This window comes from Corynebacterium sp. S7, from assembly GCF_054401105.1.
In genome coordinates this window covers 644,393-664,636 of the sequence record NZ_CM136760.1, presented here as the reverse complement: position 1 = coordinate 664,636, position 20,244 = coordinate 644,393, and the positions used below count along the sequence as shown (strand labels likewise).

Sequence of the window (20,244 nt, the reverse complement as noted above, 5' to 3'; positions counted from 1 at the left end):
TTGTGTTGGTGGCGGCCTAGCTAACGCTCGTCGAGAATCGCCGCGGAGCGCCTGATCGCCTCATAGCGGCGCACGATGGTGTACTTCGGCGGATTGACAAAGAACTCCCAGGTCGCCGGAGTCTTTTCGTCGAGAACGTTGGCGGCGCGCCAGAAGAGAAAGACCCACAACGCTAGGTAGGCGGCCATCGCCACGGCGAAGCCGACGGTCCAGCCGATGCCCTCCGCCCACACGACGAAGAGCACGCCGATAAACAGCAGCGCGATGGAAATCACCGAGAACGCGCTGTTCCCGCCGTGCAGGTGGAAGATCCGGAGCATGACGCTGCCGACGCCGTGGGACAAAAGCCCGGCAATGATGGTAAAGCCGATGAACAACCGGAAGTGCCCTGCCCCGAACACACCCTGGAAACCCTCGTCACCAGCGAACAGGCTCAGCGAGAGGTTGAGCACCAGGGCGAAGGCGCTGAAGTAGACGAAATAACCGGCCAGGGCCGCGACCCGCATCCCGGCAGGCAGGCGGATCCCGTCGACGTTGTCAAGGTCGTGCTCTTCAGCGATGCGCGCGAGGCGTTCGCGTGCCTGCCAGGCATTGGCCTCGACCTGGCGTTGGAAGAGCCCCGTGCTCTTCCACTCGGGCATGGACGCAATGGTGGTCACAAGCAGCAAGAAGCTGACCAAATACATGAACATGATCCGCGGGTGAGTAAGCCCGGGGAGGGCCCGGGCGAACCCTGCCCAGCCAACACCGTGGATGTCTACGGTGTTGGCACCACCTTCTCCATCCTCGGCGATCTCCGCGAGCCCGAATAGGACCGTGAGCAGGAGGACAGCGAAGGCCGCCCCGAAACTGACTAGGAGCGCCAGTTCCGCCTGGTTGGCGTAGTTTTGCAGGTCGCGCTGCTGCGTGCGGGCCTCCTCCTTCGTGGTGGGGCGCTTGTCGGAAATGGAGTCCGCAGCGGCTACCGTCGAGTTAAGCTGGACTGTCGCCGCCAGCAAGATCGCGACAAAAAGCGCGGCGTAGGCGATGACGTCGGCCATCTCCAAGTCCAAGGACTTAAACGGCGCTAGGCCCTCCGGAAGACGGATCCACGCGGTCAACCCCGTAGCGCCCGTTATAGGCGTACGCAATGGCAAAGAAGACAGCCCACACGGTGAGCAGGAGGAAGATACCGACCACCCGGAGCAAAGGAGCCACGACGCTAGGCGACGAGTACTCCCCCTCTGCGTCCACGATGGGCACCTCCGCGAGGTCCGGCTCCAGTGCATTATTGGCATCTGACTTAGAAACAGGGGTCGATTCCATGGCTTCCACCTCTCGCCTGACCGGTCGAAACACCGGGTCTGAACCCTCACCCTATCCCGTTTCCCCTAGACGCGCTCTGCATTCCGATACGCCTCGACGTACAACTTTGTCTAATTTTATTCAGGCCGGATCACCCCCTATCGTTGCGGAATAGACAGAGCGGTTTATTTTTCGCATTCCACGACCTAGAATTTGTAAAAATCACCAGATTATAAAAAAGGAGTGCACACCCGTGCCAAAGTACGACAATTCCAATGCTGCTGAATGGTCTTTTGAAACTCAGGCTATCCATGCCGGCCAGCCCGTCGACTCAGATTTCGGTGCTCGTAACCAACCGATCTACATGACCACCTCGTACGTGTTCGACGATGCACAGCATGCAGAGAACCGCTTCAACCTCTCTGATGCGGGCCCAATCTACACTCGCCTGAATAACCCAACCACCAGCGCTCTGGAAGACCGTATCGCTGTGCTCGAGGGTGGTGTCGGCGCTGTTGCTTTCGCATCCGGCATGGCTGCAGAGACCGCTGCAATTATTAACTTGGCGTCGGCAGGCGACCACATTGTCACCTCCCCTCGCCTCTACGGCGGCACCGAAACGCTTTTCCAGGTCACTCTCAAGCGCTTGGGCATCGATACCACCTTCGTGGAGAACCCAGACGATCCCGCATCCTGGCAGGCAGCTGTACAACCAAACACCAAGGCCTTCTTCGGCGAGACCTTTGGCAACCCCATCGCCGACGTGCTGGACATCCCAGCCGTTGCTGAGGTAGCACACAACAACCAAGTTCCATTGATTGTTGACAACACCATGGCTACCGCGGCCCTTGCTCGCCCAATCGAACTCGGTGCCGATATCGTCGTGGCTTCCCTGACCAAGTTCTACACCGGCAATGGCGCTGCTATCGGCGGTATTTTGGTCGACGGTGGCAAGTTCGACTGGACCGTTGAGCGAAATGGTGAGCCAGTCTTCCCTTACTTCGTTAACCCTGATCCTGCCTACCACGGCCTAAAGTACGCCGACCTCGGCGCACCAGCATTCGCCTTGAAGGCCCGAGCTGGCGTCATCCGCGACACCGGCGCTTCCCTGTCTCCATTCCACGCTTGGCTGACCCTACAGGGCCTGGACACTCTGTCGTTGCGCATCGAGCGCCACAACGAGAATGCACTGAAGGTGGCAGAATTCTTGGCCAACCATGACAAGGTCGAGTCCGTGAACTTCGCAGGTCTTGAGCAGTCTCCGTGGTACTCCGTGAAGGAAAAGCTGGGCTACAAGTACACCGGTTCTGTTTTGTCGTTTAATATTGCTGGCGACCAGAATGATCGCACCAACGCGTGGGCATTTATCGATGCGTTGAAGCTGCACTCCAACTTGGCCAACATCGGTGACGTGCGCTCGCTCGTTGTCCACCCGGCTTCGACCACGCACTCGCAGTCCGATGCAGCAGGTCATGAGCGTGCGGGTATTACCCAAGCAACCGTGCGCCTGTCCGTGGGCATCGAGAATATCGACGATATCATCGCCGACTTGGAGCGCGGCTTCGCTGCCATCTAATTCCCGCGCGGTTAAAGGGCATAGCGCAGCATAGTTAAGCAGAAAGGACACCCCATGATTGAACTCTCCCCAGAGGGCGAGCTCGGCTTCCAGAAGATTGGAACGGTTACCACCGAGGCCGGTGCCGACATCCTCGATGTCACCATCGCTTACCAAAGGTGGGGAGAATTCAAGGGTGACCCGCACGGCGAAAACAATGTGCTCCTTGTCGAGCATGCACTCACCGGCGACTCCGACGCAGCTACCTGGTGGGACGGCCTCGTCGGTCCGGGTCTGGCTTTGGATACCGATCAGTGGTGTGTGATCTGCACCAACGTCCTCGGCGGATGCTCCGGCTCCACCGGGCCCGCCAGCCCCCACCCCGACGGCGGGACATGGGGGTCACGCTTCCCCGCTACCTCCATCCGGGATCAGGTGCGCACGGAATTTGAGTTCCTGCTGTCGCTGGGCCTGTCCAGAATTCATGCGGTTCTCGGTGGCTCGATGGGCGGGGCACGTTCCCTTGAGTGGGCAGTGACCTTCCCTGAGGTCGTCGGCTATGCCTGCGTGATTGCGGTGTCGGCGCGCTCGAGTGCGTGGCAAATTGGTATCCAATCAGCACAGATCTCAGCCATCGAGCGCGACCCGAATTGGGCCGACGGGGATTATTATGACACCGGCGCGCAGCCTGAAGCGGGGCTGGCGGCAGCTCGTCGTATAGCGCACTTGACGTACCGCGGGGAGCAGGAGATCGACGAGCGCTTCGGCACAACCCCGCAGGCCGGGGAAAACCCGCTGGGGGCGTTCCGCTCGGACAAGCAGCGCTTCGCCGTACAAAGCTACTTGGATTACCAGGGCGACAAGCTCGTCGAACGCTTCGATGCGGGATCTTATGTGGCGCTGACTGATGCGCTCAACCGCCACGATATCGGCCGCGGACGCGGCGGCCTGAACAAGGCGCTGGCGAGTTCGCTGGTGCCGACGATGGTGGTTGGCGTGGATACCGATATTTTGTACCCGTACCACCAGCAGGAACACCTCTCGCGGAACCTGGGCAATCTGCTGGCTATGTCGAAGGTGGTCTCGCCTGTGGGCCACGATGCCTTCTTGGTGGAGACTCGGCAGATGGATCGGATTCTGCGGAACTTCCTCACGCTGACACAGCAGTTCCCGTCGTCGACGGCTCTGGCCGAGGACCTGGGAGTTTACGAAATTTAACTGCCGGTTTTAACTGCCCAGCGCGTCAATGGAGATGGATAGCCACACCATGGCCAAGCCCAGAGCTGCGGAATAGATCACGTCGAAGCGCTTCGAACGCACCGCAATTAGCGCGATGACGTGCGAATCACAGAACACGCGCAGTAGCGCGACCCAGATCATGCAGATGCCCAAGCCGAAGGTTGCGCGACGCCAGTGTTCGGTAAACGCAAAGATCGCGCTCAAGGCTAACCCGACCAGAAGCACCGCTACGCCTAGTTTCTGAATGCGCAATGGCACCTTCGAGGGCGGGTTGTTCAGGTCATGCGGGTTAGCTAGCGAGAGGTTTTGCACTATTACGAGCTCAATCCAGCCTGACGCTCGGCAGATTCAACAACGTTGCGCACCAAGAATGCACGGGTCAAAGGGCCAACGCCGCCCGGGTTCGGGGATACGGCGCCAGCAACTTCCCACACGTCCGGGTGGACATCGCCGGTGGTCTTGCCATCAACGCGCGAGACTCCCACGTCGAGCACGGCTGCACCAGGCTTGACCATGTCGGCGGTGAGCATATGTGGCTTGCCAGCAGCCGCAATGATCACGTCTGCATTGACGGTTTCAGCCTTGAGGTCCTTGGTGCCGGTGTGGCACAGGGTCACCGTCGAGTTCTCGGTGCGACGGGTCAGCATCAGACCGATCGGGCGACCAACTGTGACACCGCGACCAATCACAACAACCTTCGCGCCGTCGAGCTCAACGCCGAAACGACGCAGCAGGTGGATCGAACCGTTCGGGGTACACGGCAGTGGCGCATCTTCCATGAGCACGAGCTTGCCCAGGTTGACTGGGTGCAGGCCATCGGCGTCCTTGGCCGGATCGATGCGCTCGAGGATTGCGTTCTCGTCGATTTGCTTCGGCAGTGGGAGCTGCACGATGTAGCCGGTGACAGTGTCGTCGGCGTTGAGCTCATCGACGACCGCCTCAACCTCTTCCTGCGTTGCGTCCGCTGGCAGCTGCTTCTGAATCGAGCGAATGCCCAACATCTCACAGTCTGCGTGCTTCATCCGCACATAATTTTGCGATGCCGGATCATCGCCCACCAGCACCGTTGCCAGCCCTGGGGTCACGCCTTGTTCGCGAAGCGCAGCGACGCGGACTTTTAGGTCTGCGAAGATTTCGTCGCGGTATAGTTTTCCATCCAATTTGATAGCAGTCACGCCCCCTATCCTAGACTGAACCGCGTGTCCCAACTGCATGTCATCTTCGATAATCCCGTAATTCCTTCCAACACCGGCAACGCGATCCGCCTCGCGGCGATCACCGGTGCGAGGCTGCACCTCGTCGAACCACTCGGGTTTTCCCTAGAAGATAAGTACTTGCGCCGCTCCGGGCTGGATTACCACGACTTGGCTGACCTGGTGATTCACAAAGATATCGACGAATGCTTCGCCGCACTTCCCGACTCACGCATTTTCGCCTTTACGACGACCGCCACCACCTATTACCACACGATTTCCTACCAGCCCGGCGATGCCCTTTTGTTCGGCACCGAACCCACGGGCCTGCCAAAGGAACACTCCGAGCATCCTCGTGTGACCGACCAGCTGCGCATTCCTATGCTGCCCGCGCGCCGCTCGATGAATCTGGCGAACTCCGCGGCCGTGGCTACCTTCGAGGCGTGGCGCCAGATGGGTTTTGAGGGCGGAGTCTAAGCCTACCTGGTCACACGACTAAGCCCGCTCCCCCGCGAACTGCTTGTCCATCCGCGCCTGGAACATGTCCGGCATAACCTGGGCCTGCCAGACCTTTCGGGCCAGATCGCGATTGCCCATCTTGGCTCGAAACGCAATGCCCATGGTGATTCCATGCTCAGGCCGATCCAGTGCGATGAGCTCATCGCCCGGGGCGATAACGCCGGGCACCAAAACGCGGAAGTAGGCCCCGCAATCACCCGAGGCTGTAAACCGCTTCTGCCAACTCGCCTCCCCCATCCAACCGGCGAAGGTTTTGCATGGCGAACGCGGCACGGAAACCTCGAGCTCAGCCGTGCCAATGCGGAAGCGTTGGTTGATTAGTACCTGGGCAAGATCGATGCCGATGGTGGTCAAGTTTTCGCCAAACGCCCCGTCGGGAAATTCTCGGTTCAGCTCCTTTTGCCACGAGTCCAGGCGTTCGCGAGAAAATGCATACACCGCCTTGTGACGGCCACCGTGATGCTCAGTATCTCCCACTACATCACCGGCTACACCTGAGCCATCGCCGTAGTCAGGCCCCGGGTCGCTGACAGAAAGGTTGTCCACCGGCACCTTGTGAATCCCCGAGACACGGTCGGCCCCACCGGGATCACGCATCGGGCGGGCCGTGTTTGTACTTAGAACTCTGGGTATTTCCATGGCTCAAGTGTAATCGGGCGCCAGCGGGGTTAACTCCGGCAGCTTCCTGTGGCGCAGCAGATCCACGAGTTCACGCGCCTGCTCTTGATCCATGTCGCGCCCCGCCATGCTTACCGGCCCGGGCACCAAGTCCATCCGCACCGTGGAGAGCCCCAGCGCGTTTTGTAGTGGGCCTCGTCGCAAACTGAGCTCTTGAATGTGCGAAGCCTCGATCAACGCCACTCTGCGCACGATCAACCCGTGGTGCACGATGACCACGTGATCGTGCAGCGTGGTTGCCTGGCGATGCGCATCAATCGGCGATGCCCACCGAGCCCTCCGTGGCGAAGCGTACGTGGGATGCGTCGCCCCCTCAGGTGCCGCGAACGTTTCCAGGCCCTCGCGCTCAAGCGGCCCGACTTTCGCGACCAGGGCCATCGCCTGCTCGCGGGAGCCCACCGGCAGAATCCGCGAGGTCGCCCCCTCGCGCGATTCCGCGCCGTAGCCGGCCACGGACACCGACACCTGCCACCATCCGAAAGGTCGCCACAGCACCGGCTGCATGATAGAAATCGCATGGATGCGAGCCAAAGGGATTGCTTGTCGACGACGCGAAGCGAGGCCGTAGGCGAGGTGTAAAACTGCGTCGTCATCGAGACGGGCATTGAAGCGCCACGAGCGGTTAATCATGCCCCAGACGGGAACCACGATTGCCAGCAGCACGGGAACCGCGGCGGTAAAAGAAAGTGGACCGAGCAGGGAGAAGATCGTCCACACAATTCCGAAGATGGTGGTGCCGCGCAGCACTGTTCCTGCGATCGAGCGCCAGATGGGGATGGGCTCGACGACATAATCGTCGATTTTTGTGTCTTCGGTGGGCTCGGTGTCTTCTGTGGGTTCTGTGGGTTCGAGGGCCACGTGCTCGTCGTCACGCACTCTTGCGAATATCTCTTCGCGCAGCTCCTCTGCCTCTTGGCGTGGCAGATAACCGATCTCGATGGAGGATTTGTTGCCGCCGGCCGTTTCTACTCGGACGGATGCTAACCCGAAAATCCTGGCGATGAACGGCTCGACGACATCGACAGCTTGGACGCGGTCATACCGTGCACTGCGCAATTGGGTGGAGATGACGCCGCGTTTGAGTTGAACGCCCTCGTCATCGAGGCGATAGCCGGTGGCTGCCCACCAAATTTGCGACACCAAAAACACCACAACGCAAAACACCACGAAGATTCCGATACCGGCAACAATGGGGATCAGTACGCCGCGGTTACCGATTAAGCCCGTCACGCGTGCGATCATCGCCTCGTTGATGTTTGCAATCACCACCGCGAGGACGGCGAAGAGAACCGTCCACATTTTCAGCAGGGGTGTAATGCGGTGGACCCTGCGGTATTCGGGTTGCTCGCTCACAGTCCGCTCATCCTCTCGCGAGCCTTGACGGTGAGGCGTTCACGTAAGGCATCTGCTTCGGCAGCGGGCAGTCCACGCACCGTAGAGTCCGAGGTCGACGAGGCAGTGTGCAGGACCACGTTTTTTAAGCCGAAGGCGCGCATGACGGGGCCTGCTGTGACGTCGACGAATTGGATGCGCCCATAAGGAACCACTGTGAAAACGTGCCAGAGTTTTCCTTTGGTGATTAGGAGCTCGTCGTCGGTTTCTTTCCAGCGATGCAAGCGCACGCGCGCCGGGATGATCCAGAGCTCCCAAGCTACCAACACAGCGATGCCGACGAGACCCAGCCACCACCAGCCCTCCCACCTCAGGTAGGCAAACAAGAAACCGGCCGCGAAGATGAGAGCCCAGGTGAGGCTGTTGATGTAATTGACATATGTCAGCTTCGGGGAAACGGGGTTCATTTCTTCGGCTGGTGCAGCGGCTTCTGAGGTACGTGGAGTCATGGTTTCACCCTTATGGATCGAAGAGTTGTTTCTGCCAATGGAATCTTCTCCCCTTGTTCATTTTCAACCTGCAGAATTCCAGCGGTTACCGGAGCGATGACGGTCAATTGCGACCCCAGCGACAGGCCGTGCGATGCCAGATAGCGTAGAAGTTCCGGGTCGTCGTCGTTAACTTGCGCGATGGTTACCGTCGTTCCTGGTGCCACCTTTACCAATGCGCGGGTGGAGATCTCAGGGTAGTACCCATCGGCGGTGGGGATCGGATCTCCGTGAGGATCGAATGCGGGTTGTCCAAGTTTTGCATCGATGCGCGCTAATAACCGATCTGAGACGGCGTGTTCAAGCAAGTCCGCGTCGGAGTGGACTTCGTCCCATGAATATCCCAGAACAGTGACAAGGAACGTCTCGACGAGGCGATGGCGCCGCACGATCTGGATTGCCAGGTCGGTTCCTTCCTTTGTTAGTTGGATTCCCGAATACGGCTCATGGCTGACAAGACCGAGTTTACCTAGCCGCTTAATTGCCTCTGATGCGGTAGATGTTTTTTGCTCCATGCGTTGCGCGATCTCGCCTAAAGACGCTGGTTGGTCCGAGTATTCAGTGATATCCCAAATGACCTTTATGTAGTCCTGGGAGCGCTCAGGCAAATCGCGGATATGCATGCATCTCACAGTAGCCGACCACTTGCGTCTCCAACTGTTCATAGCCTAGCCTAAGTTAAGTTCAATGGTTTGAACTTCTATTTTCGGCAATCAAAAGATTGGATAGTATGAGCATGAATTTTCCATGGCGCGCCTCGTCACTTCTCGCTGTCGGGGCCCTCTCCCTCACCCTCACCGCGTGCGCCGTCGACGGCACTGAGACTTCCGATGCGAGCAGAGTCGAACCGCTGAGTGTCTTTGCAACCACCGGCTATATTGCCGATGCCGTCTCGAACATCGCTCCCTCTGTAGAAATCATCACGATGGTCGGCCCTGGTGGCGACCCCCACACCTACCAGCCAACTACCCGAGATATTGAAGACATGAACGATGCTGATCTCGTGCTGTGGAACGGCCTCCACCTCGAGGCTCAAATGCAAGACCAGCTCATGTCGTTTGGCGACAAACAAACTGCTGTTGCTGAAACCGTCGCGCCAGATCTTTTACTCAGTGGGGACGGAACTCTGTACGACCCCCATATTTGGAATAGTCCGGAGGCATGGCAACAAGTTGTAGATACTATTGCGGCCAAACTCGGCGAGATAGATCCGGAGAATTCGAAGCAATACGCCAACAATGCCGACGCATACAACGAGGAAATTTCCGAAACCTATGCAGACGTTTCCGCCAACATGTCCGCTGTTCCAGAACCACGAATCCTGGTCACCGGCCACGACGCATTTGCCTACTTCGGTGAAACTTTCAACCTCGAGGTTCGCGCAACCGATTTCATTTCAACTGAGGCAGCCCTGTCCGCCAGCGAGCTTTCCGAACTTGCTGACTACATTGCAGACAACGAAGTGCCTGTGATCTTCCAAGATAATCAGGCAAATCCCCAAGCCATCACGGCACTGAAAGAAGCGGTGGAATCCCGCGGATGGACAGTTGAAATCTCCACCGAAGAACTCTTTGCAGATTCACTCGGCCCAACGGAGCCAGTGGACACCTATTTAGGAGCCTTGCGCCATAACGCCGATACCGTCTTGGGAGGGTTGTCGTGACGTTCGCTCTTGAAGCGCGGGGACTTACCGTCGATTACAACAATGTGCACGCACTCTGCGATGTCTCCTTGACCGTGCCAAGCGGAGTGGTCATGGGGATTGTGGGACCTAATGGATCAGGGAAATCAACGACGATTAAGTCCCTGCTTGGATTAGTCAAGGCCCGATCAGGCAGCGTGTCGTTTTTCGGGGAACCTCTCGATAACGTGCGTCAACGTGTGGGCTACATGCCACAGCACACTTCCGCTGATTGGAGTTTTCCGATCACCGTTGAAGAAGTGGTTCTTATGGGTACCTACGGCAAACTCGGTTGGTTTCGCCGCCCGGGTAAATCGGAACGCGCCCGAGCCAACGTGGCAATGGAAGCAGTATCAATTTCTGATCTAGCAGGTCGACAAATCAGCGAGCTCTCTGGAGGACAGCGACAACGAGCATTCCTCGCGCGCACGTTGGCGGGCGACCCAGATTTACTGTTTATGGACGAACCGTTTCAAGGTGTTGACCATGTCTCGCAGCGAGCCATCATGCAGGTCTTCCGTGAACTGCGTGCACAGGGAAAGACCATCGTGGTAGTCCACCACGATCTACGTACGGTGCCGGATCTTTGCGACTACGTCACACTTCTGTCTGCAGGTCGAGTCGTCTCCTCGGGTCAGCTCCATGACGCATTCACCCCCGAAACCATTCAGGCTGCTTATGGTGCCGTTGAGGTGATGGAATGAGCCTGGCTGACTTTTTCTCTAACTACACCTTTGTCATGGTTCTGGTGGGAACCACCGCGATCGGACTCGTCGCTGGAGCGCTTGGTGGCTTTACCTACCTTCGCAAACAGGCGCTAATCTCTGATGTTATTTCACACTCGGCACTGCCCGGTACATTGATTGCCTTTCTTTTTCTTTCTGCATTCGGTCTACAGGGGCGCTCAATGCTTGGCCTGATCATCGGTGCGGTGTTAGTCGGTGTGCTTGCCACGTGGGCCGTGAATTGGATTGAACGCAACTCTCCGATCGCCCTAGACACCGCTATGGCGGTTGTGCTCACGGGATTCTTCGGCGCGGGCATGCTGCTCATGCAATATATTGATCGGCGACCAATCCCGGGCAAAGGTGGAGTCAAAGACTACCTATTCGGAAACGCTTCGACGCTCACGCGTGACGATATCACCGTCTCACTCGGTATCGGTGGCCTCGCACTCGTTGTAATGGTGCTCTTTTGGAAGGAACTGTGCGCCTCAAGTTTCGATCCAGAGCATTCACAGATGATGGGGTTTTCTCGCAACATCACTGATGCGGTGTTTTTCAGCACTCTAGTAATCGCCACAGTGATCGGATTGAAAGCCGTAGGACTTGTACTCATGGTTGCATTCGTGATTACTCCGGCAGCGGCTGCTCGCCAATTCTCACGATTAGTGAGCACCATGGTGACGTTATCTGCCCTGATAGGAGCAGGAGCTTCCGCGCTCGGAGCATATCTATCTATCGCATTTGGGCCGCTTCCCACGGGTCCAGTCATTGTTGTCGTGATGGCCATTATCTTCCTAGCAGCTCTTTTCTTCTCTCCCAGAAAGGCAGTCCGGGTATGAGTATTTTCGTTGCTTCGTTGCTTTTGACAGTTGTTACTGCACTTGCCTGCGCTCTTCCTGGTGTGTTCGTGGTCTTGCGGAAGAATTCCATGCTTGTCGACGCAATCGGCCACGCCGCATTTCCCGGAATTGTGGTGGGGTACGCCATTACCGAAAACTTGGATTCACCCGTATTAATCATCGGAGCAGCCCTAGCCGGGCTATTGGTGGTCTGGGGCGCTGAGTGGCTGTATGGAACAGGTTTAGTCACTCGCGATTCCTCCCAAGGGCTTCTCTTTCCCGCGTTGTTCGCCCTAGGAGTCATCCTGGTCTCTTCACAATTCTCCGATGTCCACCTCGACACCCACTTGGTGCTCGTAGGCGACCTTAACCTTGCGGCATTCGACCGTGTGATCATAGGCGGATACGATTTCGGCCCTTCATATATGTACGTCATGGCGTCTGTACTGCTTCTCAATGCCGTATTTCTAAAACTGACGATGCGGCAAATGGTGGCCACCACCTTTGATCCTGAATTCGCCGCGGTTTCGGGGATTCCAACCCGGATGCTTTCAGCTACTTTTATGTTCTTGGTAGCAGTCACCGTCACTGCAGCATTCAATGCAGCGGGTGCTCTATTGGTCTTAGCTCTCATCGTGGCCCCTTCAGCAAGTGCTTCCCTTTTAGTAAGAAGGATTTCTCACTTCATATGGGTCACGCTCGGGATTGCCCTCCTTGGCGCAATCGTTGGGTTCCTCATTGCATATTCGTTTGACTTAGCCACGTCCTCAACGCTGGCTGTCTTTTATGCTTTGGTGTTCATCGGAATCTTGCTCGGAACAAAATTTCTCCAAAAACGACGGGCCAAGACCCAGAAAGCCGAAGATGAACTGCTCGTGGGGACGAACGCTCGTGCCTAACGGAAGTCACGCGAACCACGAGAGAGCACCTCGCTGAGTTCAAGCGGCTCCAACTTGTCCGCCACTACAGTGACTGCCCCAGTGGCGTTTTGCACGATGCCCCGCACCACGAGCGCCTTCGATGTTCGGGCAAGAATCCGCTGGCGTTTCCACAGGCCCGGGGACACCATGACGTTGATCAGGCCGGTTTCATCCTCCATGCCCAAAAATGTCACCCCGGAAGCGGTCTGCGGGCGTTGACGGTGCGTGATCACCCCGCCGACGCGGATCCTCGAGCCATCTTCGGCATGACGCAGCTGCTCCGCGGAAAGCACACCACGCTGCGTGAGCGTATCGCGCACAAACGCCACCGGCTGGGTATCAGGAGTGACCCCCGTCGAGCTGACATCCGCGGCAAGGAGCTCAAGTGCGGTCATCCCCGGCAACGCGGGTGCCTCGATGGCAGACAAGTTCGGCAGCATGCCCTCCTGCTCCGTGGCTGCCACACCTGCTTGCCACAAGGCTTGCCTGCGGTCCACGCCGAAACAATCCAACGCGCCAGCCTTGGCCAAGGCCTCAACGTGTTCCACCGACAGGTCTGCCCGGCGCGACAAATCCGGGATTCCTGTAAACGGTTGGTGCGCCTCGATCCGCTCGGCGGCTTTGTCACCCAGGCCTTTCACCAGGTTGAGCCCCACCCGAATCGTTGCTGAGTCCAGCACGCGGGCTTCCTTCCCTGAATCATTCACGCTCACCGGTAGCGCGGTTACCCCGTGCCGACGGGCATCTTGAATCAGCGACTGGGGCGAATAGAACCCCATCGGCTGGGCGCGCAACAACCCCACGCAGAACTCGGCCGGGTAGTAGCACTTAAACCACGCGGAGAAATACACAATGGAGGCAAACGACTGCGAGTGCGATTCCGGGAACCCGTAGGCTGCGAAAGCCACAATTTTGTTCCACAAACGCAGCGCAGTCTCCTCGTCAATCTGGTTAGTTGTCCAACATCCGTCGAAGAAGCGCTGGCGCAGGGCCTCCATCTTTGCCGGTGAGCGTTTGGAGCCCATCGCTCGTCGTAAAGCGTCTGCTTCCGTGCCCGAAAAGCCCGCCGCATCCACAGCGATCTGCATGAGCTGCTCCTGGAACAACGGAATACCTAAAGTCTTACCCAGGGATTTCTCCAACACCGGGTGATCGTAGGTGACCTCCTCTTCCCCATTGCGACGCCGCAGGTACGGGTGCACGGACCCACCCTGGATCGGGCCGGGGCGAATCAAGGCCACCTCGACGACCAGATCGAAGAACTTCCGGGGTTTGAGCCGTGGCAAGGTAGAAAGCTGCGCGCGCGACTCCACTTGGAATACACCCACGGCATCGGCGCGGCACAGCATGTCGTAGACCTTGGAATCGGCCAAGTCCAGCTCCCAGAGCTCCACTCGCTTGCCCGTGGTTTGCTCCACCAAGTCGATCATGTGGTGCAGGGCCTCGAGCATGCCAAGGCCCAAAAGGTCGAACTTGACTAGGCCTGCCGAGGCGCAATCGTCTTTATCCCACTGCACCACCGAACGATTATCCATCCGTGCCCATTCGGTGGGCACGACATCGGCAATCGGACGATCACAAATAACCATGCCCCCGGAGTGAATTCCTAGGTGGCGGGGTTGGCCCTTAAACTCGGCTGCAAGTTCGGTGACCTTGTCCGGCGGATCGCTTAAACCCTTCGCCCACGAATCGATCGCGCCCTGCGGATACCCCAAGGCACGCGCGGCATCGCGGATAGCCCCCTTCGTGCGATAGGTGATTACGTTGGCTACCTGCGCCGCATTGTCGCGACCGTACTTGGTGTACACGTACTGAATGACTTCTTCGCGACGGCCGGATTCAATATCTATGTCGATATCCGGTGGCCCGTCACGCTCCGGGGACAAGAACCGTTCGAATAACAGGCCCGCGCTGATCGGCTCCGCATTAGTAATGCCCAAGGCGAAACACACCGCGGAGTTCGCCGCCGAGCCACGCCCCTGGCACAAAATATTGTTCTCGCGACAGAAATCCACCAGGTCATTCACAATGAGGAAATAGCCTGGGAACGTGAGCTGTTCGATAACACCGAGCTCATAGTCAATCTGTTTCATCGCCTTCTCGCGCACCTGCGCCGGGCGCGAGGCATAGCGCACCTGGCTACGCTCGCGCACAAGGTGTGTCAGCCAGCTCATTTCGTCGTGCCCGTCCGGGGTGGAAAACCGTGGCAGGTTCGGGGCGATGAGATCTAGGGTAAAAGCACATTCACGGGCAATGTCTACCGTGCGGTCAATCTGGGCGCGACGCTCCGGCGCCATCTGCAGCATCCGTTCACCGGAGCGCAGCCAGTTCGCGCCCATCGGATGCAAATGCCCCTGGGCATGGGCCAGCGATTGCCTCCTGCCAAGCGCACGCTTCGCCGCAGCAAGCCGGGAGTGCTCCCGGGTAGCGGCAGCCGGCTGGGCAGTGAGGATGCTGGGCACGTGCGGATACTCGTCTAACAAGGCATGGTGATCCGCGTCTTCCGGGGTCATAGATACCTCGTACTCCAAAACCACTCTGTCTACCCCAAAAACTTCGACCACACGATCGATTTCCCCCGCCCACGGCCACCCCACCAGGACATAGCACTGACCGCCGAGCTGCTCGGCAATGCCCTCCAGCGACGGGTAACGCACCTCATCTTTTTCACGGGTGACCATCCGGGCTTGAGTAATAAGGTGTGAAAGGCGCTTATAGCCTTCAATATTTCTGGCCAGCACGGGCAGCACCTTATCGCCCAGAGTCAGCTCGGCACCGAATATTGTGGGCAGATCCACCTTCGCTGCGGCTTCCGCAAACTTCACCGCCCCATAAAAACCATCCCGGTCCAGCAGGGCCAACGCCTCCAGGCCCAGCTCTTTCGCTCGGACAACAAGATCTTCCGGCTCGCTGGCTCCACCCAAAAAGCTATACGACGAAACAGCGTGCAATTCAGCGAACGGGACCGTTGCCTGCACGCGGGGTTGTACACCCCCAAGATCTGGAGACAAGTGGTCAACGGACACTGGCGTGGGCGATGGACGCCCCGACAAAATCCGCTCTAACCGCGACCACGACAGCGGCGCGCCTCCATTAAATCTCATGCGTTTTAGGCTAGCACTATTAGAACATATGTGCCATAGTGGAAATATCACGGAGGACCAAGGCGACTAGACTAAGCTGTCCAGTAAGTGCTAGGTTATTGCCCATCACTTCCAATCCATCTACCTACAGGGAGAATACGATGCGTTTGACCCGTTTTGTCGCAACAGTCGCGGCATCCGCCATCGCAGCTACCAGCCTCGTGGCTTGCTCTAACGATTCGTCTTCGAATGGTGCATCTGGTTCGGGCGAAACCACCATCAAGATCGGCACCACTGATGCTGATCAGCAGGCTTGGTCCGTCTTTTCCGATCTCGCAGCTGAAGAAGGCATCAAGCTAGATATCATTCCTTTCTCTGACTTCGCGCCGGTCAATGAGGCCCTCGCACAGGGCGAGCTGGACGTGAACAAGTTCCAGCACATCAAGTACCTCGCCGAGTACAACGTCGGCTCCGGCGAGGACCTTAAGATTGTGGGCTCCACCGAGATCTACCCACTGGCACTGTTCTGGAAGGATCACACCTCCCTGGACGGCATCGAGGGCGAAAATATCGCCATCCCAAATGACCCATCCAACCAGGGTCGTGCCATCAACGTGCTGGTCCAGGCTGGCCTTGTCACGCTGAAGGAAGCGGATCTGACTGATCCAACCCCAGCAGACATCGACACTGAGGCATCCAAGGTGGATATCACCCCTATTGATGCGGCACAGACCCCAACGGTATTCCAGGAAGGTCGCCCAGCCATCATCAACAACTCCTGGCTTGGTCGCGCAGGCATCACCCCAGATCAGGCAGTCTTCCAGGATGATCCAAACTCCACCCAGGCGGAGCCATACATCAACGTTTTCGCCGCCCGCGCCGAGGACATCAGCGACCCAACCTTGAACAAGTTGGTCGAGCTGTGGCACTCCCCTGAGGTTACCGAGGCTGTTGCCCAGGACTCCGAGGGCTCAGCAGTCCAGGTCACCCGTGACCAGTCCGAACTCAATGACGTGCTCGCACGCCTCGAGGAGGCTTCAAAGTAGTGAGCTCGACCGGCACCCGGATTGAATTCCGGGACATCACGAAGGTGTTCTCCACCGGATCCAGCGAGGTCCGGGCACTCGATAATATCAATCTCACTGTCGAACCAGGCGAAATCTTAGGTGTCATCGGTTACTCCGGTGCTGGTAAGTCCACACTGGTTCGGCTCATCAACGGGCTGGATACGCCCTCATCAGGTTCACTGTTGCTCGACGGCACTGACATCGTTGGTATGCCAGAGTCCAAGCTGCGCACCATGCGTCGCAATATCGGCATGATTTTCCAGCAGTTCAACCTGTTCTCCTCGCGCAGCGCGGCGGGCAACATTGAGTACCCGCTCAAGCTCGCGGGGATGGACAAGCAGCAGCGCAAAGCCCGCGTCCAGGACTTGTTGGAGTTCGTCGGCCTGAGTGACAAGGGGAAAAGCTACCCTGAGCAGCTCTCGGGTGGCCAGAAGCAGCGTGTCGGCATCGCCCGTGCGCTGGCTACCAATCCCACGCTTTTGCTTGCCGACGAGGCAACAAGCGCCCTCGATCCGGAAACAACACACGAAGTCCTCACGCTTCTGCGCCGCGTCAACGAAGAACTAGGGCTCACCATCGTGGTCATTACCCACGAGATGGATGTCGTCCGTTCCATCGCCGACAAGGTTGCTGTGATGGAGGAAGGCCGCATCGTTGAATACGGCAGCGTCTACGAGGTCTTTTCTAATCCGCAAACCCATGTGGCACAGCGGTTCGTTTCCTCGTCGCTACGCAATACCCCAGACTTGGTCGAGGCAGAAGACTTGCTTGCCCACGAGGGGCGCCTGTTCACTATTGATCTGACGGAGGATTCCGGCTTCTTTGAGGCCTCCGCCACACTCAGAGAGCACGGTGGCACGATTTCCATCGTGCATGGTGGCGTCACAACTTTGCAGCAACACTCCTTCGGCAAAATGACTGTGCGTCTCGGCGGCGATGATGCTGCGGTGCAACAGTTCTACGCCTCACTGCAGAAAACCACCGATATCCAGGAGATTGTGCGATGAATGAAATGATCTTAGCCGAGCCCAACTGGGACCGCTTGGGGCCAGTATTCGTCCAGGCTATCGGTGAGACCCTCTACATGGTGGCTATCACCATGGTTGTCGGCGGCTTCTTCGGTCTGCTTTTGGGTGTGCTGCTTTATACCACTCGCCCGAGCGGAATCTTGAAGAATTCCTTCGTGTACTGGACCATCAACATTTTGGTCAACTTCTTCCGCCCGATTCCGTTTATCATCATGATCGCCATGATGTACCCGGTCACGGTGGCGGTGGTAGGTACGTCGATTGGCACCAACGCCGCAACCTTTGTGATGTGTTTCGCCGCCACGTTTACGGTGGCTCGCATTGTTGAACAAAACCTCGTGGCCATTGACCCCGGTGTAATTGAGGCAGCCCGTTCCATGGGCGCTGGCCCGTGGAAGATCATCACCTCGGTGATCCTGCCCGAAGCCCTTGGCCCCTTGATCCTGGGCTACACCTTCATCTTCATCGCGGTGATTGATATGTCCGCAATGTCCGGCTATATCGGAGGTGGCGGCTTGGGTGACTTCGCTATTGTCTACGGTTACCGTTCGTTCGAACCGCAGGTCACATTCGCTGCCGTGATTGTCATCGTGATTATCGTGCAGCTCGCCCAGTTCCTGGGTAACTGGCTGTCCAAGAAGATCATGCGACGTTAAAAATCTCACCAAAGAAGATACACTGACACGCATGACCGTGAAAGTAGCTGCCTTTGACATCGATGGAACCCTTCGCCGCGGCGGAGACATCGCGGCCAAGGACATCGCTGCAATAGATGCCTGGCGAAGCGCCGGGCATCTTGCTATTTCTGCAACCGGGAGGTCGCGCTCGTCGTTAAGCCGTGCCCTAACCGGAATTGATATCTCCTTCGACTACAACATTCTCTCGAACGGCGGAGCAGCAACAACGCGTGGCGACGAGCTGTTGTTCGGGCACCCGATCGCCTCGGAGATGGTGCATGATGCGGTCAAGGAATTCCAAGGCGTCGAAGGCATCGCGGTGTACGGGACAACTTTTGGGCGCCGCGACGGCATTTTTACCAACAACACCTCTGTTCCGGGCGTGGGAAGTTCTTTGGCGCAGGGGTTCATTCCAATGACCACGGCCGATATCACCGACCATCAGTTTGGTGTGGTGCCACTGTGGGTTCCTGATAACCCGGCGCTGCGCATCGAACTCATTGAGCGGATTCACACGCAACTTCCGCACGCCACCTACACCACGAATCATGAGTTCATTGACATCATCGCCCCTGGTGTAAATAAGGGCCGTGGCATTGTGCAAACTATGGAGCTGGCGGGAATTGATTCCTATGAGCTCTACACCTTCGGTGATTCGTGGAACGATCTACCGATGCACGAGGTGGCGCATCATTCGCATAGTTTCACGCTTTCACCAGAGGATGTGCAAAACGCCACGGACCACGTGATTGAACACGTCGCCGACGCGCTACATGAGTACATTTAGCTCTCGAGCACTGCTACGGATTCCACGTCCCAGACCTCGCCCTGCTTGGGTTCGGCGCCACACGAGGAGATGATTCCGTCGACGGTGCGCGTGGTCAAAACCACGGCATAGTTAAGGCCTGAGGCGGAATCGGCAACGGTGACCTTGGCAGTGCCCGCAGCGGCGACTACCTCGTCTGCGGTGACTGCAAATTGCCCGTACTTCACGGTTCTGCCCTCGCCCGCAACCTTGGCTGCCACGGCGTTTTCAGCGACCTGGCCTGTGGGAGTTAATGTGCCACGGCCACGATTGCCTGGAACGAAATAGTCACCGTTGAGGGCAGCGCCAATCATCGATTCCGTTGCTTGGGTATTCATCCGCCCGAAGCTATATCCCCACGGCATCAACAAAATCGAGGGGGCGAAACGGTGGCCCTTGGTGTGCGAGGTTTCCCACACAATGTCGCCATTTTCGGAAAATGGGTAGCGCTTTTCCAGCTCGGTAACTAGCGGGCGGCCTTTGATCGCGCAGCAGACATCGCGTTTGCCGTGGGTGCAAATTAGCACCAGTGGTCGGGTGCGCTGTTCTAAGTTATTGCGGCCCGGTCCTGAAAGGTCCAGCTCAAGTATTGCTTCCGGGGAATCGACGTGCGTGACCTCCATAATATTTTCCTCGGCGAACACCAAGTACAGGTGGTGATCAGTGATTTGGCGCCGCTCCCTTGTTGGGTGGCGAATCAGCTGGAGGCTTGCCCCATACTTTTTCAGGTGCGCTTTGAGGCGGGCGGTGAATTCCTCGCCGAGGGTGCCACCATCTAATACATCGCGGCTCCAGCTTGAGGGCCACTCGAAAATCACGTAGACGTTTGCTTGCTTTGCGGTCCCCGGTAGTGGTTCTGGTGCTACGTCCGAGCAGCGGAGTTGCGAGTTTTCCTGCTCATTGGGTGTCGCCGTGGTCATATGCCCCAGCCTAGTTGCTTTTGCCCTAAGTAGTAAGGAGACCACTTTACCGCATTGCGGTTCGCCCTGCTGCCCGTCGCACGCCACCATCTAACTGCGATGCACGCTCCCGGCCTTAGCGTTCCAAGGCATACCCGTGGCGAGCATTCGA

At 57.8% G+C, this 20,244-nt stretch carries 21 protein-coding genes; 11 read left to right on the top strand and 10 right to left on the bottom strand.

Translation table 11 applies throughout. The features are described from left to right. Positions 1-20 precede the first annotated feature (20 nt). Positions 21-1,100, bottom strand: a complete 1,080-nt coding sequence (locus tag ACXZ66_RS03285) for a hypothetical protein (RefSeq protein WP_458750470.1) — start codon at positions 1,098-1,100, stop codon at positions 21-23. Beyond that, positions 1,057-1,305 (bottom strand): hypothetical protein, encoded by a 249-nt coding sequence (locus tag ACXZ66_RS03280; protein ID WP_458750469.1) that lies wholly within the window; start codon positions 1,303-1,305, stop codon positions 1,057-1,059. The genes ACXZ66_RS03285 and ACXZ66_RS03280 overlap by 44 nt, the downstream gene beginning before the upstream one ends. 232 nt (positions 1,306-1,537) lie before the next feature. Here ACXZ66_RS03280 and ACXZ66_RS03275 point away from each other — a divergent pair, with 232 nt between their 5' ends. After that, the gene (locus tag ACXZ66_RS03275) at positions 1,538-2,860 is read left to right on the top strand and encodes an O-acetylhomoserine/O-acetylserine sulfhydrylase (RefSeq protein WP_458750468.1); all 1,323 of its coding nucleotides are present in this window, start codon (positions 1,538-1,540) and stop codon (positions 2,858-2,860) included. A gap of 54 nt (positions 2,861-2,914) precedes the next feature. After that, entirely contained in the window at positions 2,915-4,057 is a 1,143-nt protein-coding gene (metX, locus tag ACXZ66_RS03270; protein ID WP_458750467.1) for a homoserine O-acetyltransferase MetX, read from the top strand. A 9-nt stretch (positions 4,058-4,066) separates the two neighbouring features. Here metX and ACXZ66_RS03265 read toward each other — a convergent pair whose 3' ends face one another. Both ACXZ66_RS03265 and ACXZ66_RS03260 read right to left on the bottom strand, forming a co-directional pair. After that, complete coding sequence (locus tag ACXZ66_RS03265) at positions 4,067-4,390, bottom strand: DUF3017 domain-containing protein (RefSeq protein ID WP_458750466.1); 324 nt, start codon at positions 4,388-4,390, stop codon at positions 4,067-4,069. A gap of 2 nt (positions 4,391-4,392) precedes the next feature. Continuing rightward, positions 4,393-5,253, bottom strand: coding sequence for a bifunctional methylenetetrahydrofolate dehydrogenase/methenyltetrahydrofolate cyclohydrolase (locus ACXZ66_RS03260; protein WP_458750465.1), 861 nt, complete (start codon positions 5,251-5,253; stop codon positions 4,393-4,395). Between the two features lie 24 nt (positions 5,254-5,277). Here ACXZ66_RS03260 and ACXZ66_RS03255 point away from each other — a divergent pair, with 24 nt between their 5' ends. Next, positions 5,278-5,748: a tRNA (cytidine(34)-2'-O)-methyltransferase gene (locus tag ACXZ66_RS03255; RefSeq protein ID WP_458750463.1), complete on the top strand. Its 471-nt coding sequence runs from the start codon at positions 5,278-5,280 to the stop codon at positions 5,746-5,748. Positions 5,749-5,766: 18 nt separating this feature from the next. Here the strand turns inward: ACXZ66_RS03255 and ACXZ66_RS03250 are convergent, their stop codons facing one another. Genes ACXZ66_RS03250 through ACXZ66_RS03235 form a run of 4 tightly spaced genes read right to left on the bottom strand, consistent with a single transcriptional unit; the run spans position 5,767 to position 8,971 of the window. Beyond that, positions 5,767-6,429 carry an MOSC domain-containing protein gene (locus ACXZ66_RS03250; RefSeq protein ID WP_458750462.1) on the bottom strand — a complete coding sequence of 221 codons (663 nt, stop codon included), beginning with the start codon at positions 6,427-6,429 and terminating at the stop codon, positions 5,767-5,769. 3 nt (positions 6,430-6,432) lie between these two features. Further along, positions 6,433-7,821: a PH domain-containing protein gene (locus ACXZ66_RS03245; RefSeq protein WP_458750461.1), complete on the bottom strand. Its 1,389-nt coding sequence runs from the start codon at positions 7,819-7,821 to the stop codon at positions 6,433-6,435. Next, the gene (locus tag ACXZ66_RS03240; protein WP_458751250.1) at positions 7,818-8,267 is read right to left on the bottom strand and encodes a PH domain-containing protein; all 450 of its coding nucleotides are present in this window, start codon (positions 8,265-8,267) and stop codon (positions 7,818-7,820) included. The genes ACXZ66_RS03245 and ACXZ66_RS03240 overlap by 4 nt, the downstream gene beginning before the upstream one ends. 38 nt (positions 8,268-8,305) lie before the next feature. Beyond that, on the bottom strand, positions 8,306-8,971 hold the full coding sequence (locus ACXZ66_RS03235; RefSeq protein WP_458750460.1) for a metal-dependent transcriptional regulator: 666 nt from the start codon (positions 8,969-8,971) through the stop codon (positions 8,306-8,308). 113 nt (positions 8,972-9,084) lie between these two features. Between ACXZ66_RS03235 and ACXZ66_RS03230 the strand changes: the two genes are divergently transcribed. From ACXZ66_RS03230 to ACXZ66_RS03215, 4 genes are read left to right on the top strand one after another with little or no spacing between them, the layout of a single operon-like run. Beyond that, positions 9,085-10,011: a metal ABC transporter substrate-binding protein gene (locus tag ACXZ66_RS03230; protein ID WP_458751248.1), complete on the top strand. Its 927-nt coding sequence runs from the start codon at positions 9,085-9,087 to the stop codon at positions 10,009-10,011. Beyond that, positions 10,008-10,733, top strand: coding sequence for a metal ABC transporter ATP-binding protein (locus ACXZ66_RS03225; RefSeq protein ID WP_458750459.1), 726 nt, complete (start codon positions 10,008-10,010; stop codon positions 10,731-10,733). The genes ACXZ66_RS03230 and ACXZ66_RS03225 overlap by 4 nt, the downstream gene beginning before the upstream one ends. Beyond that, complete coding sequence (locus ACXZ66_RS03220; RefSeq protein ID WP_458750458.1) at positions 10,730-11,593, top strand: metal ABC transporter permease; 864 nt, start codon at positions 10,730-10,732, stop codon at positions 11,591-11,593. Before ACXZ66_RS03225 ends, ACXZ66_RS03220 begins: the two co-directional genes overlap by 4 nt. Beyond that, entirely contained in the window at positions 11,590-12,492 is a 903-nt protein-coding gene (locus tag ACXZ66_RS03215; RefSeq protein ID WP_458750457.1) for a metal ABC transporter permease, read from the top strand. The genes ACXZ66_RS03220 and ACXZ66_RS03215 overlap by 4 nt, the downstream gene beginning before the upstream one ends. On the opposite strand, the gene ACXZ66_RS03210 is transcribed toward ACXZ66_RS03215, so the two are convergent. Further along, on the bottom strand, positions 12,489-15,617 hold the full coding sequence (locus ACXZ66_RS03210; RefSeq protein ID WP_458750455.1) for an error-prone DNA polymerase: 3,129 nt from the start codon (positions 15,615-15,617) through the stop codon (positions 12,489-12,491). The two genes, ACXZ66_RS03215 and ACXZ66_RS03210, sit on opposite strands and share 4 nt — an antisense overlap. A gap of 140 nt (positions 15,618-15,757) precedes the next feature. Between ACXZ66_RS03210 and ACXZ66_RS03205 the strand changes: the two genes are divergently transcribed. Genes ACXZ66_RS03205 through ACXZ66_RS03190 form a run of 4 tightly spaced genes read left to right on the top strand, consistent with a single transcriptional unit; the run spans position 15,758 to position 19,155 of the window. Continuing rightward, complete coding sequence (locus ACXZ66_RS03205; RefSeq protein ID WP_458750453.1) at positions 15,758-16,642, top strand: MetQ/NlpA family ABC transporter substrate-binding protein; 885 nt, start codon at positions 15,758-15,760, stop codon at positions 16,640-16,642. Next, entirely contained in the window at positions 16,642-17,670 is a 1,029-nt protein-coding gene (locus ACXZ66_RS03200) for a methionine ABC transporter ATP-binding protein (RefSeq protein ID WP_458750451.1), read from the top strand. Before ACXZ66_RS03205 ends, ACXZ66_RS03200 begins: the two co-directional genes overlap by 1 nt. After that, on the top strand, positions 17,667-18,347 hold the full coding sequence (locus tag ACXZ66_RS03195) for a methionine ABC transporter permease (RefSeq protein ID WP_458750449.1): 681 nt from the start codon (positions 17,667-17,669) through the stop codon (positions 18,345-18,347). The genes ACXZ66_RS03200 and ACXZ66_RS03195 overlap by 4 nt, the downstream gene beginning before the upstream one ends. Before the next feature lie 31 nt (positions 18,348-18,378). Beyond that, on the top strand, positions 18,379-19,155 hold the full coding sequence (locus ACXZ66_RS03190) for an HAD hydrolase family protein (protein ID WP_458750447.1): 777 nt from the start codon (positions 18,379-18,381) through the stop codon (positions 19,153-19,155). Here the strand turns inward: ACXZ66_RS03190 and ACXZ66_RS03185 are convergent. Next, on the bottom strand, positions 19,152-20,093 hold the full coding sequence (locus tag ACXZ66_RS03185) for a sucrase ferredoxin (RefSeq protein WP_458750445.1): 942 nt from the start codon (positions 20,091-20,093) through the stop codon (positions 19,152-19,154). The two genes, ACXZ66_RS03190 and ACXZ66_RS03185, sit on opposite strands and share 4 nt — an antisense overlap. Positions 20,094-20,244 lie beyond the last annotated feature (151 nt).